Here is a 12,750-nt window from a genome sequence, read left to right on the forward strand (position 1 = left end):
AAGCATTCTTAAGGGCCTTGCTTGTCTTTAAACACATTTTTACCAGGGAGATGGATTGTAATCCTTGAGGAAGACGCCGTACTGGTCCTCGCCCTTTTCACCCATGACGATAGGGTCATACACGCGGGCCGCACCGTCCACCAGGTCCAAGGGAGCGTGGAACCCCTCTTCCATGAGCCGGACCTTGGTGTAGTGGGGACGCTCGTCAGTGATCCATCCGGTGTCCACAGCCGTCATCAGGATGCCGTCAGTGTCCAGCATTTCCTGGGCACTGGTGCGGGTCATCATGTTCAGGGCAGCCTTGGCCATGTTGGTGTGGGGGTGCCCCGGTCCCTTGTAGGCCCGGGAGAACTGGCCTTCCATGGCCGATACGTTCACGATGTATTTCCTGTGGGCCGTGGAACGCTTCATCGCGTCCCGCAACCGGCTGACCAGCAGGAAGGGCGCGGTGACATTGCAGAGCTGGACTTCCAGCATCTCCAAGGGATCCACTTCATCGACAACCTGGGTCCAGCTGTTGATGGAGGCGAGGTCGGGGACCAGGCCGCCGGCGTCGATCGCCGTCCCTGATTCAATCCGTTCCAGCGACGCCGAACCAGTGGAAAGCGCCAGCGAGGTAATGGCGTCGCCTGCCAGGACCGGGTGCTCGGTGACGCTGCTGGCCAGCGCCAATGGATGCTTGTCGTGGGCATGTCCGAACGTCACCAGCTCAGGGCCACCATTGGCAGCGTCAAGCTCGGCAGGCAGCGGCTCATCTTCGGCGTCGACCAGGGGCTTGTAGGCATTTCCTGACCGCCGCACGGTCTGGGCCGCGTTATTGATGATGATGTCCAGGGGACCGGCTTCGTTGAGGGAGTCCGTCAACGCCATGACCTGTGCCGGATCGCGGAGGTCGATGCCAACAATCCTGAGACGGTGCAGCCACTCGCCACTATCCTCCATCGCTGCGAACCGGCGCGCTGCGTCCTTCGGGAAGCGGGTGGTGATGGTGGTGTGGGCGCCATCCCGGAGAAGGCGCAGGGCAATGTACATGCCGATTTTCGCGCGGCCGCCTGTTAGCAAGGCCCGGCGGCCCGTGAGGTCCGTGCGGGCGTCCCGCTTGCTGTGGCTGAATGCTGCACATTCAGGGCACAGCTGGTGGTAGAAGGCATCCACCTGGGTGTAGTGCTTCTTGCAGATGTAACAGGGCCGTGAGCGGATCAGGTGTCCGGCAATCTCACCGGTTGCGGACGGGGCCAGCTTGTTGCCCCGGGTCTCGTCGTCGATCCGGTCCGGGGCGGCTGTTGCCGTCAAAGCGATGACTGCCCGGTCGGCCTCGGCAATGGAATCGCGTTTGGTGACGCGGCGATGGCGCTTGACGGCTTTGAACATCTTGCCGGTGGCACGCCGGACAGCAACGTAGTCCGGGTGCTCCTCGTCGTAGACGTGGATCGTGGTCAGAACCTTGAGGCAGGCCTGGATCTCTTCAGGCGTCAGATCGGTGGAGCTCATTGACCTGATTTTACAGCCTTGGGAGTGTCCGGCCTGCCTCGGGTTCTGTCCGGGTCAACGCGATGGGCGCAGCCTAGTTCGCGGCACCCTGCGATGCCGGCCCGGCCACGCGGGACTGGATCCCTGCGGCCACCTTTTCTGCGGAGTCGCGAATGTCGGGGTCGTGGTGAGTGGCTGCCTTGACGGCCTCAGGCAGCCCGCGGCGGTACTGGGCAGACAACGCGAGCTCCGCCTCACCGGGTTCCGGAACCAGCTGTCCCTTGGCGAGGACGGTGATGCCCGACTCCGTCACCTTGTACCCGCGGGCTTTATCCAAGGCGGGGTCAAGCCCGATTGCCGCACCCGCGGGCACCTTGACGTTCTTGTCCAGGATGGCCCGCTTGATCACAGCCCCTTCACCGACATAGACCTTGTCCATCAACACCGAGTCCTGGACACGGCTGCCTGCCGCAACGTAGGCATCGTTGGACAGGACGGAGCCTTCCACGATGCCACCGGAAATAACGACGCCGCTGGCCACGATGGAGTCCAGGGCCGTTCCCACCGTGTTGTTCCCGCCGCGGACAAACTTGGCCGGCGGAGAGATGCTCTGACGGGTGTAGATCGGCCACTCGGAGTTGTAAAGGTTGAACACCGGAACAGGGGAGATCAGGTCCATGTGCGCGTCATAGAACGAGTCGATGGTACCGACATCACGCCAGTAGGTACGGTCACGGTCGGTGGCACCGGGAATGTCGTTGAGCGTGAAGTCGTAAACTCCCGCTTCGCCTTGATCGACGAAGTAGGGGATGATGTCGCCACCCATGTCATGTTTGGTATCGAGCCGCTCAGCGTCGACATGCAGCGCCTCAACCAGGGCATCGGCATTGAAGACGTAGTTGCCCATGGACGCCAGGAACTGCGAGGGATCGGCTGCCAGTCCGGGGGTGCTGGCAGGTTTCTCCACGAAGGCGGCGATCTTCTGCGGGTCGTTCTGGTCCACTTCGATGACACCGAACTGATTGGCCATGTTGAGCGGTTGGCGTACCGCCGCAACCGTGGCCTTCGCGCCGCTTGCGATGTGCTGCTCCACCATCTGGGAGAAGTCCATCCGGTAAACGTGGTCCGCGCCGACCACTACCACGATGTCCGGGGCGTCATCATGGATGAGGTTCAGCGATTGGTAGATGGCATTGGCACTGCCAAGGAACCAGCTCTTGCCCACGCGCTGCTGCGCCGGAACTGAAGCCACGTAACGGCCCAGCTGCGTGGACATGCGCCACGTTTCCGAGATGTGCCGGTCAAGACTGTGTGATTTGTACTGAGTCAATACCACGATTTTCAAATATCCCGAATTAACGAGATTCGACAGCGCAAAGTCAATTAACCTGTAGCCGCCAGCAAACGGAACGGCCGGCTTGGCCCGATCCGCCGTCAGCGGCATGAGTCGGTTGCCTTCGCCGCCTGCCAATACGATTGCCAAAACTTTCTTCAACGCCATGGTCACAGCTCCCCGTACGTCTTCGTATCCCCCAAAAGTCCGATTTTCCGGACCCTTTCACACTAGAACACATACGCCGGAACGACTACGTTGGTTAGCGTGCGAATAGACATTGTGACTAAAGAATTCCCTCCGGAAATTTATGGCGGTGCCGGTGTCCACGTTGCCGAGCTCAGCCGGGTGCTGGCGAAGCACGTCGACCTTCATGTCAGGGCGTTCGGCGCGCCCCGTGATGCCGACTACCACGGGGCAACCGTGGCCTCCTACGCCACTCCCGAAGACCTCGGCGGTGCCAACGCTGCACTCCAGACCTTGGGCGTTGATCTCAGGATCGTTCCGGACATTGCGGGAGCGGACCTTGTCCACTCGCACACCTGGTACGCCAACATGGCCGGTCACCTGGCATCGCTGCTGCATGGCATACCCCATGTACTCAGCGCCCATAGCCTGGAACCGCTGCGCCCGTGGAAAGCCGAGCAGCTCGGCGGCGGGTATGCCTTGTCATCATGGGTCGAAAAGACAGCCTACGAAGCTGCCGCCGCCATCATTGCCGTCTCCGATGGCATGCGCCAGGACATCCTCCGCAGCTATCCCGACGTCGATCCCGACAAGGTGCGCGTGGTCCACAACGGCATTGACGTCTCCCTGTGGGAGCGCGACGAGGAAGATGATGCCATTCGGGCGTTGGGCATTGATCCCGCCAAGCCCAGCGTGGTGTTTGTCGGCCGCAACACCCGCCAAAAGGGCGTTCCGTACCTGCTTCGCGCGGCGTCGAGCCTCCCCGACGATGTCCAGTTGGTGCTGTGCCTCGGCGCGGCGGACACTCCCGAGCTTGCCGCTGAAACGGCACGGCTCATCGAGGAGCTGCAGACCAAGCGGCAGGGTGTGGTTCTCATCGAAAGGATGCTCCCGCGCCGGGAGCTGATCCAGGTCCTGAGCCATGCCACGGCTTTTGCCTGCCCTTCCATCTACGAACCCCTGGGCATCGTGAACCTGGAAGCGATGGCTTGCGGCGCAGCCGTCGTGGCCAGTGCCACCGGCGGCATTCCGGAAGTGGTCCAGCACGGTGAAACCGGCCTGCTGGTTCCCTTGGAGCAGGTCACCGACGGCACCGGCACTCCGCTGGACCCTGAGAAGTTCGTCAGTGATTTCGCCGCCGCCCTCAACCAGGTGGTGTCGGATCCCGCGCGCGCCCGGGAGATGGGTATCGCTGGACGGCGGCGGGCCGAGGACCACTTCTCCTGGGAGTCCATTACGGAGACAACCCTCGAGGTGTACCGCTCAGTGCTGCGCTGACGCCCGGCTTCCCGGGTCCGTCCCGAAAGCACGCCAAGCCGCGACGGCGCCGCCCCCCTTGGTGGGGACGGCGCCGTCGCGGTTAACTTCCCAGGCTGTTTGCCGGAAGGTGCGTCACTTCGACGGGCGGGATTTTGCCGCTTTCAATGCCAGCAGCGCCTTCTCGTCCGAGGGAGCGCTGCCGCTGGCACGCATTTCGCGGAAATGCCGGCGCGCCTCATCCTGGCGTTCCGCTTCTGCGCCGCTGGCGATCCTGGCCCGGAGGTGCTCGGGGCCGTAGCCGAACGCATCAACGAGGTCGACCGCGTGCGGACGGATCTTCACCAGGAGGCGGTTGATGTAGGTACCCACGGTCCTGCCGCGCTGCATGGAAAGCCGGCCGTTCATGAGGTACCAGGAGAGGTGCTTCTCAATGAGGGACAGGCCGAAAAGATCGCGCAACCAGGTGAGCACCCGCTTGGTTCCCTCGTCAGGCGTCCGGGCCAGGGCCTCGGTGAAGGCCTCCCACTGGAGCAGTTCGGCATGGGCCTGGGCTGCTTCGATCAGTTCGTCCTGGTGCTGGTTGAAGAGGGCCGCCGCCTGGTGCTGGGGGAGCTTATTGGCTCCCTTCAACGCCGCGCCGACCTCGGCAACCATGGACTGGACACGGTCCGCGAGCAGTGTGCGCTGGCCTTCTTCGTCGCGCAAGGCCAGGGCGGCTTTTTGCACCGAGCCGGTGTCGGCCACGAACTGGGCAACCTGCCTCAGGCCTGTCCGGTGCAGGGCGACACCCGCGGCCTGGTCCACGACGTAGCGGGCCAGCACGCCAAAGTCGGCACTGCGGAATTCCTTGGCGTAATCGGCCAGGAGGCGCTTGGCGACCAGTTGGAGCAGGACGGTGTTGTCACCTTCGAAGGTTACGTAGACGTCGAGGTCCGCACGCAGGGAGGCAAAGCGGTTCTCGATCAGGAAGCCCGCGCCGCCGCATGCTTCACGGCATTCCTGCAGTGTGTCCAGTGCGTGCCAGGTGCTCAGCGGCTTGAGTGCAGCTGCCAGCGTCTCGAGGTCCTGCCGGTCGGCGTCGGTGTCATGGGCGCCGGAGAACACGTCGTCGAACTTCTGGAGCAACTGCTCGTGCGCAAAGCTGGCCGCGTAGGTGGTGGCCAATCGCGTGAAGAGCCGGCGCTGGTGCCGCTGGTAGTCCAGCAGCACTTCTTCATCCGTGGGGGAGGAGGCATTGAACTGCCGGCGCTCAGTGGCGTATTGGATGGCCGTCTTGAGGGCTACCTTGCTGGCGGCAACGGCTGCACCATCGAGGGAGACACGCCCCTGGACCAGGGTTCCCAGCATCGTGAAGAAACGACGGCCGGGGCTGGCGATAGTGGAGGTGTACGTGCCGTCCACTGCGACATCGCCGTAGCGGTTTAGAAGGTTGGTGCGCGGGATCCGGACGTTGGTGAAATGGAGGCGTCCGTTGTCGATGCCGTTCAGTCCACCCTTGATGCCGTCATCCTCACCGCCGATGCCCGGCAGGAACTCCTTGGTGGCGGGATCCCGGAGTTCCACATAGAAAGCGTGGACGCCGTGGTTGACGTTCCGGGTGATCAGCTGGGCGAACACCACGGCTGCCAGGCCGTCATTGGCCGCGTTGCCGATGTAGTCCTTCCATGCTGCACGGAAGGGGGTGTTGATGACGAACTCCTGGGTGCTGTCGTCGTAGGTGGCCGTAGTGGCGATGCTTGCAACATCAGAGCCGTGGCCGGTCTCCGTCATCGCAAAGCAGCCGGGAATGTCCAGGCTCATGATGCCAGGAAGCCATTTGTCGTGGTGCTCGGACGTGCCCAGGTGCATGACGGCAGAACCGAAGAGGCCCCACTGCACACCGGCCTTGATCTGCAGCGAGGGGTCGGCGGTGACCAGTTCCTCGAAGCCGGCGATGTTGCCGCCGTGGTCGTCCGAGCCACCCAAACGCGTGGGGAAGGCACGGTGGACAGCATTGTTGTCCACCAGGAACTTCAATTGCTCGAAAACGCGGGCGCGGTGCTCCGTGTGGTGCAGCCCCTCGATTTTTTGCACAGCGGGGTTGCCCGCCACCTCACGGGCCTGATGCCGTATATGAGCCCATTTACCCAGGAGTTGCTCGCCGAGCGCCGCGACATCGACCACGGGTTCGGCGGCAGCAACGTCGCGGCTTGCCGGCTTGTTGGCCGATGAGGCCCGGTCCACTACTTCAGTCATGTTGTTTCCTTCTTTGGTTCCGATAACTGATGAGTCATTTGCTGGTGTCAGGTGGTGGTCTTGAGTTGCGGTGCGATGCCGAGGCAAAGCCAGTCGGTAATCTGCCCGGCCATGGCCGCCTGGTCGGGCTTGTCGGCGCCTGCGGGGCTCCCCAGCCACATCTCTCCGGCGTTTCGCACCAGCCCGATGGCAGCAGTGGGCCAGTAGACGATCACCGATTCCTTTTCTTCACCCAAGTGCTCACGCATGGGGGTGGCGATCATCTCCGTGATCTGCTCAAAGAAGTTGCCCAGGGCCCCCGAAGCCGCAATTGCGTCCTGCGCGGACGCTTCGCCAGGAGACAGGCGCGTGATGAAGGCATAAACGTTGGGACTGGACTCAGCCATCTGCAAATAGGCCGAAACCATCGCATACAGTCCCTCGCGGGGGGTTTGGGCCAGTTGCGCAGCTTCCTTCATCCGGCGCTGCATCTGGCCCAGGACTACTTCTCCCATGGCCTGTTGCAGCCCGGCCTTGTCACCGAAATAGCGGTAGAACACGGATTTGGAAGTGCCCGCCGCGCCGGCAATGTCCTCCATCGACGCATCGCTTCCCAGCCGGTGGACGGCCCTGCGGGCTGCCTTGATGAGTTCGCGACGACGCTCCTCGCGGTGGGATTGCCATCGCGCGGCCCTGCCGTCTACGGCGGAGGGAGCCTCTCCCGGGAGAACCTCGGGGGCGGTGGGGATTTCCTGACGGTGGCTGTTCACGATACCCAGCGTATCAGGTACGCTGGGTATCAGTAACTGGCATTGATCGAAGGAGACAAGCATGGCTGCAGCAGACGTGACCCCGGGCGAGAACCCCGAGCGCACTACGACACCCGCGGCAACGCGCCGCGCCTTCATTGTGGGCGGCAACCGCATCCCGTTCGCCCGCACCGGCGGAGCCTACGTGAAGTCCTCCAACCAGGACATGCTCACAGCAGCACTTGAGGGGCTGATCGCACGGTTCGGGCTGCAGGACGAACGCATCGGCGAGGTAGCGGCCGGGGCGGTGCTGAAGCATTCACGGGACTTCAACCTCACCCGCGAAGCCGTGCTGGGCTCGGCCCTGTCACCGGAAACCCCTGCCTACGACCTCCAGCAGGCCTGCGCAACAGGCCTGGAGACCGTGCTGGGTTTGTCGAACAAGATCAAGCTGGGCCAGATAGAGTCCGGCATTGCCGGTGGCGTCGACTCGGCGTCCGATGCGCCCATCGCGGTCAGTGAAGGCCTCAGGGAGATCCTGCTGGACCTTAACCGCGCCAAGACTCCGGTTCAGAAGCTGAAGATCATCGGCCGCATCCGCCCCAAGGATCTGGCTCCCGATGCCCCCAACACCGGAGAGCCCCGCACGGGCCTGTCCATGGGAGAACACCAGGCCCTCACCACAGCCCAGTGGAACATCAGCCGCGAGGCACAGGATGAGCTGGCCTTCAACAGCCACCGCAACCTCGCAGCCGCCTACGAACGGGGCTTCTTCGATGACCTCCTGACCCCGTACCGGGGCCTCAGCCGTGACTCCAACCTCCGCCCGGACACCACGCTCGAGAAGCTCTCAACGCTGAAACCCGTGTTTGGCAAGAACCTTGGGTCCGAGGCAACAATGACCGCCGGCAACTCCACGCCGCTGACTGATGGCGCGTCAACAGTACTGCTCGCCACCGAAGAATGGGCCGATGAGCACAGCCTGCCCAAGCTGGCCACCGTGTTGGACGGCGAGGCGGCCGCCGTCGATTTCGTCCATGGCAAGGACGGGCTCCTGATGGCTCCGGTCTTCGCCGTCCCGCGCCTGCTGGCCCGCCACGGCCTGACGTTCGAGGACATTGACTTCTTCGAAATCCATGAGGCCTTCGCCGGAACCGTCCTGAGTACCCTGGCTGCCTGGGAGGATGAGGAATTCGGCCGCACGCGCCTTGGGCTTGACGGCGCCCTCGGCAAGGTCGACCGGGCCAAGCTCAACGTCAACGGTTCATCCCTGGCCGCAGGGCATCCCTTTGCCGCTACCGGCGGACGGATCGTCGCCTCCCTCGCAAAGATGCTGCACGAAAAGGGATCCGTGGACGGGCGCCCTGCGCGCGGCCTGATCTCCGTATGCGCCGCAGGCGGCCAGGGCGTCGTCGCGATTCTGGAAGCAGCCTAGGGGGAACTCCATGACAGACAAGTACACACAGATCGTCAGCCACGGACTGGGCAGGAACGTCGCCCGGAAACTGGGACTGCCACAGCCGGTGGAGCTTCGACGCTACCAACCCGGAGCACCGCTGATAACCGGCCCCGTACTGGTCAGCGGTGACAGCGCCGGAAGCGACGACATCGCCACCACCCTTCTCGGCTGGGGCCTGGACGTCCGCCGGAATGCGCTCCCCAAGGAAAAACTGGGCGCCATCATCCTTGTGCTGGATGCTGTGCAGCACCCGGAGGACCTTGGCAAGCCTGTCCTCAAGGCGGCCGCCTCCCTGCGGGACCTCGCTCCCAACGCCCGGGTGGTGACGATTTCGCGGAGCCCCCAGTCCGCACCGTCACCGGCGTCGGCGGCCGCCCGCCAAGGCATTGACGGACTCCTGCGCTCCCTGGCCAAGGAGCTGCGGGCCGGGGCGACAGCCAACGGAATACTCCTCGACGACGAGCTGGCAACAACCAGTCCGTCTGCGCTCGGTGCCCTGCGCTTCTTCCTGTCGGGCCGCTCGGCGTACGTTGACGGACAGTTCCTGACGGTCTCCTCGACGTCGGGGGCGCTGCCTACGGACTCCGACAAGCCGTTGGCCGGCAAGGTCGCAGTTGTTACCGGAGCTGCCAGGGGCATCGGTGCTGCCATTGCCCGCACCCTGCACCGCGATGGGGCGAAAGTGGTCCTGGTGGACATTCCGGCGGCCGGCGACCATCTGGCCGCTGTCGCCAATGACGTCATGGGCACCGCGCTCCAGCTCGACATCAGCCGTGACGACGCAGGGCATCGGATCATAGAACACGCCGTGGAACGCTACGGCCGGCTGGACATCGTGGTGCACAACGCCGGAATCACCCGCGACAGGCTCCTGGCCAACATGGACGAGGGCCGGTGGCAGTCCGTGATGGCGGTCAACATCGCGGCGCAACTGAGGATCAATGAGGCCCTTCTGGCATCGGAGCACTTCAGGACCTCTCCGCGCATCGTTTCAGTGGCCTCCACCAGCGGAATCGCCGGCAACAGGGGCCAGACCAACTACGGGGCGTCCAAAGGTGGCGTGATCGGCATGGTCAGGTCGACGGCGGCCCTGCTGGAGCCATACGGCGGCACCATCAATGCCGTCGCACCTGGATTCATTGAAACCGAGATGACGGCGAAGATGCCTTTGGCCATCCGCGAAGCGGCAAGGCGGCTGAACTCCCTTAAACAAGGCGGCCAACCACAGGACGTAGCCGAAGCAATTGCCTTCCTCGCCAGCGACGCCGCCGGCGGGATCTCCGGAGGAGTGCTGCGGGTCTGCGGGCAACAGTTGGTGGGAGCATGAACACGCCGCAAGCGGTGGTTCTTGAGGAGCTTCCGTCGCTGTCCCGGCTTTACGTCAACGCAGCGACGACGGCGGCCCGCCGGCGCGTACTGGGCGCAAATTCAGGCGGAACCAGGTTGCCGGCGGTCAGCCACGAGGTCCGGGACGTCAGGGCCGACGTCGAAAACCTGACCGCCTACCAGCACTTGGTGGGGGAGACGGCCAGCGACACCCTCCCGGCCGGCTATGTCCATGCACTGGCGTTCCCGGTGTCCATGAGTGTGATGAACCGGGATGATTTCCCTTTACCGCTCCTTGGCATGATCCACCTCAGGAACCATGTGGAGCAGCACATGCCCATCCACTTCACCGAAACCCTGGACATCAAGTCCTGGGCGGAGAACATGACAGGGCATCGCGCAGGGACCCAGCTGGACGTTGTTGCTGAAGTCCGTTCCAATTCCAATGGGACGCTGCTGTGGCGCGGGGTGTCCACCTACCTCGCCAAAGGCGTTTTCCTGCCGGGCATCGATAAGGCGGGAACCGCACATGGATCTTCCGCCCCAGCCGATTTTTCACCTCCGGATCCCACAGCCCTCTGGCAGCTTGGCCTGGACATCGGGCGGAGCTATGCCGCGGTGTCGGGTGACTTCAATCCAATCCACCTGAGCGTCCTGTCAGCGAAAGCACTGGGCATGAGGGGCTCGATTGCCCATGGGATGTATCTGGCCTCCCGGGCGTTGGCAGACGTTGGAGCTGCCAAGTCGGAGGCTTTTACCTGGAAGGTCACGTTCGAAGCTCCTGTTTTCCTTCCTGCACGGGTGGCCTTGGATATTGCGACAGTCCAGTCCGCGTCGGGGGCGTGGGAGCGCTCGGAGTACATCGCTTGGAATCCGCGCAGCGGTAGGCGCCATTTCCTGGGCTCCGTTTCAGCATTGTCGTGAACCATGTCCGGTAAGCGGCGGCCCCTTCGGTGGGCGCCGCTTACCGGATCGACAAATGAAGAAACAATAGTGACCAACGTCGCAGAGGCGGCCTCGACTACGGCTCGCAGCAGTTCGTGATGGAAACAAACAAGGCCTGGAATCCGTGGATTCCAGGCCTTGGTATTGTGCGCGGAGGGGGACTTGAACCCCCACCCCCTTTCGAGGACTAGCACCTCAAGCTAGCGCGTCTGCCATTCCGCCACCCGCGCAGGTGGTGTTCAGCAGGAGCAGTAAGCACCTTGCGGCGCTTCATATTCCTCCGAAGCAGCGAGAAAAACTCTAACACGGTTTCAGGTGCCTGAAAAATCGGCAGGAGCCGCCAGGCACGGGTGAGGCCCCGGGGACCCTTGGGGCCGTGGAGTTCCTGACTCGGGGCGCAACTGGTGAGTAGGCTAAAGGTACACGGGACGGGCTGCGGATGAAGCAGTCCGCGTCGCCGGAACCTGCAGCCCAGCCACGCAAGGAGAGTTTCCATGTCTGCCATCCGCCCTGAAGACGAAGTTGTCAGGATCTGCCAGGAGCTCATCCGCATCGATTCCTCGAACTACGGCGACGACACCGGTCCCGGGGAGCGGGCAGCAGCCGAATACACGGCCGGACTCATCACTGAAGTAGGCCTGGAAGCGGAAATTTTCGAATCGGCCCCTGGCCGCGCCAACGTCGTAACCCGCATGGCAGGCGAAGATCCCGGTGCGGATGCGTTGGTTGTGCACGGACACCTGGACGTCGTGCCCGCGCTAAAGGACCAATGGAGCGTGGATCCCTTCAGCGGCGAATTGAAGGACGGGCTGGTGTGGGGCCGCGGAGCCGTGGACATGAAGGACATGGACGCGATGATCCTGTCCGTCATGCGTGACTTCGCCCGGACCGGCCGCAAGCCAAAGCGGGATATCATTTTCGCTTTCTTCGCCGATGAAGAGGCCGGCGGCACCTACGGTGCCAGGTACGCGGTGGAGCACCGCCGTGAGCTGTTCGACGGGGCCACGGAAGCCATCTCCGAAGTGGGTGGTTTCTCCGCGACCATCGGCGGGCAGCGGACCTACCTGCTCCAAACTGCCGAGAAGGGCCTGTCCTGGTTGCGGCTGGTGGCCCACGGAAGGGCGGGACACGGTTCCCAGATCAACACTGACAACGCTGTGACCAGGCTGGCAGCCGCGGTTACCCGTATTGGCGAATACAAATGGCCTGTTGAGCTGACCCCTACCACCCGGCAATTCCTGGACGGCGTGACTGAACTGACCGGCGTCGAGTTCGACGCTGACAACCCTGACATCCTCCTCAAGGAGCTCGGCACGGTCTCACGCTTCGTGGGTGCCACCTTGCAGAATACGTCCAACCCCACCTTCCTGCGTTCGGGCTACAAGCACAACGTCATTCCCGAGTCCGCCGAGGCCTTCGTCGACTGCCGTACCCTGCCTGGGCAGCAGGAGCTGGTGTTCGAGACCATCAAGCAGCTTGCCGGCGACGGAATCGACATCAGCTACGTCAACAAGGACGTTTCCTTGGAAGTGCCTTTTGCCGGCAACCTTGTCGATTCCATGATCGATGCCCTCCACTCCGAGGACCCTGGGGCCAAGGTCCTGCCCTACACCCTCTCCGGCGGCACGGACAACAAGTCACTGAGCAAGATCGGCATCACCGGGTACGGCTTTGCGCCCCTGATGCTGCCGGACGAGCTCGATTTCACCGGAATGTTCCATGGTGTTGACGAGCGGGTGCCCGCAGAGTCACTCCAGTTCGGCGCCCGCGTCCTGAATACGCTGCTGAGCAACTACTAAACGGCACCC

At 63.4% G+C, this 12,750-nt stretch carries 9 protein-coding genes and 1 tRNA gene; 5 read left to right on the forward strand and 5 right to left on the reverse strand.

The window, feature by feature from the left end; all coding sequences use genetic code 11:
• Positions 1 to 39 precede the first annotated feature (39 nt).
• Positions 40 to 1,491, reverse strand: coding sequence for an SDR family NAD(P)-dependent oxidoreductase (locus tag AB4Y81_RS00545; RefSeq protein ID WP_441994835.1), 1,452 nt, complete (start codon positions 1,489 to 1,491; stop codon positions 40 to 42).
• A gap of 73 nt (positions 1,492 to 1,564) precedes the next feature.
• Positions 1,565 to 2,977 (reverse strand): glucose-1-phosphate adenylyltransferase, encoded by a 1,413-nt coding sequence (gene glgC / locus AB4Y81_RS00550; RefSeq protein WP_018777609.1) that lies wholly within the window; start codon positions 2,975 to 2,977, stop codon positions 1,565 to 1,567.
• Positions 2,978 to 3,070: 93 nt separating this feature from the next.
• Between glgC and glgA the strand changes: the two genes are divergently transcribed.
• Positions 3,071 to 4,267: a glycogen synthase gene (gene glgA, locus AB4Y81_RS00555; RefSeq protein ID WP_035733564.1), complete on the forward strand. Its 1,197-nt coding sequence runs from the start codon at positions 3,071 to 3,073 to the stop codon at positions 4,265 to 4,267.
• 114 nt (positions 4,268 to 4,381) lie between these two features.
• Here the strand turns inward: glgA and AB4Y81_RS00560 are convergent, their stop codons facing one another.
• Both AB4Y81_RS00560 and AB4Y81_RS00565 read right to left on the reverse strand, forming a co-directional pair.
• Positions 4,382 to 6,484 (reverse strand): acyl-CoA dehydrogenase family protein, encoded by a 2,103-nt coding sequence (locus AB4Y81_RS00560; protein ID WP_018777611.1) that lies wholly within the window; start codon positions 6,482 to 6,484, stop codon positions 4,382 to 4,384.
• A 47-nt stretch (positions 6,485 to 6,531) separates the two neighbouring features.
• Positions 6,532 to 7,296 carry a TetR family transcriptional regulator gene (locus AB4Y81_RS00565; protein ID WP_431229236.1) on the reverse strand — a complete coding sequence of 255 codons (765 nt, stop codon included), beginning with the start codon at positions 7,294 to 7,296 and terminating at the stop codon, positions 6,532 to 6,534.
• Here AB4Y81_RS00565 and AB4Y81_RS00570 point away from each other — a divergent pair.
• From AB4Y81_RS00570 to AB4Y81_RS00580, 3 genes are read left to right on the forward strand one after another with little or no spacing between them, the layout of a single operon-like run.
• The gene (locus AB4Y81_RS00570) at positions 7,295 to 8,647 is read left to right on the forward strand and encodes an acetyl-CoA C-acetyltransferase (protein ID WP_018777613.1); all 1,353 of its coding nucleotides are present in this window, start codon (positions 7,295 to 7,297) and stop codon (positions 8,645 to 8,647) included. The genes AB4Y81_RS00565 and AB4Y81_RS00570 overlap by 2 nt on opposite strands.
• Before the next feature lie 10 nt (positions 8,648 to 8,657).
• Positions 8,658 to 9,998 carry a 3-oxoacyl-ACP reductase gene (locus tag AB4Y81_RS00575; RefSeq protein WP_189075570.1) on the forward strand — a complete coding sequence of 447 codons (1,341 nt, stop codon included), beginning with the start codon at positions 8,658 to 8,660 and terminating at the stop codon, positions 9,996 to 9,998.
• Entirely contained in the window at positions 9,995 to 10,921 is a 927-nt protein-coding gene (locus AB4Y81_RS00580) for a MaoC/PaaZ C-terminal domain-containing protein (protein ID WP_189075569.1), read from the forward strand. Before AB4Y81_RS00575 ends, AB4Y81_RS00580 begins: the two co-directional genes overlap by 4 nt.
• A gap of 168 nt (positions 10,922 to 11,089) precedes the next feature.
• On the opposite strand, the gene AB4Y81_RS00585 is transcribed toward AB4Y81_RS00580, so the two are convergent.
• Positions 11,090 to 11,172, reverse strand: a tRNA-Leu gene (locus AB4Y81_RS00585).
• 264 nt (positions 11,173 to 11,436) lie between these two features.
• Between AB4Y81_RS00585 and AB4Y81_RS00590 the strand changes: the two genes are divergently transcribed.
• Positions 11,437 to 12,741: a M20/M25/M40 family metallo-hydrolase gene (locus AB4Y81_RS00590; RefSeq protein ID WP_039241278.1), complete on the forward strand. Its 1,305-nt coding sequence runs from the start codon at positions 11,437 to 11,439 to the stop codon at positions 12,739 to 12,741.
• Positions 12,742 to 12,750 lie beyond the last annotated feature (9 nt).

The organism is Paenarthrobacter sp. TAF1 (genome assembly GCF_052113825.1).
In the GTDB taxonomy this organism is placed as follows: Bacteria; Actinomycetota; Actinomycetes; order Actinomycetales; family Micrococcaceae; genus Arthrobacter; species Arthrobacter nicotinovorans.

Excerpts from the sequence above, each read along its gene's own strand:
- AB4Y81_RS00575 (WP_189075570.1), top strand. The coding sequence starts at position 8,658 with ATGACAGACAAGTACACACAGATCGTCAGCCACGGACTGGGCAGGAAC.
- AB4Y81_RS00565 (WP_431229236.1), bottom strand. The coding sequence starts at position 7,296 with ATGCTTGTCTCCTTCGATCAATGCCAGTTACTGATACCCAGCGTACCT.
- AB4Y81_RS00590 (WP_039241278.1), top strand. The coding sequence starts at position 11,437 with ATGTCTGCCATCCGCCCTGAAGACGAAGTTGTCAGGATCTGCCAGGAG.
- AB4Y81_RS00560 (WP_018777611.1), bottom strand. The coding sequence starts at position 6,484 with ATGACTGAAGTAGTGGACCGGGCCTCATCGGCCAACAAGCCGGCAAGC.
- AB4Y81_RS00580 (WP_189075569.1), top strand. The coding sequence starts at position 9,995 with ATGAACACGCCGCAAGCGGTGGTTCTTGAGGAGCTTCCGTCGCTGTCC.
- AB4Y81_RS00545 (WP_441994835.1), bottom strand. The coding sequence starts at position 1,491 with ATGAGCTCCACCGATCTGACGCCTGAAGAGATCCAGGCCTGCCTCAAG.
- AB4Y81_RS00570 (WP_018777613.1), top strand. The coding sequence starts at position 7,295 with ATGGCTGCAGCAGACGTGACCCCGGGCGAGAACCCCGAGCGCACTACG.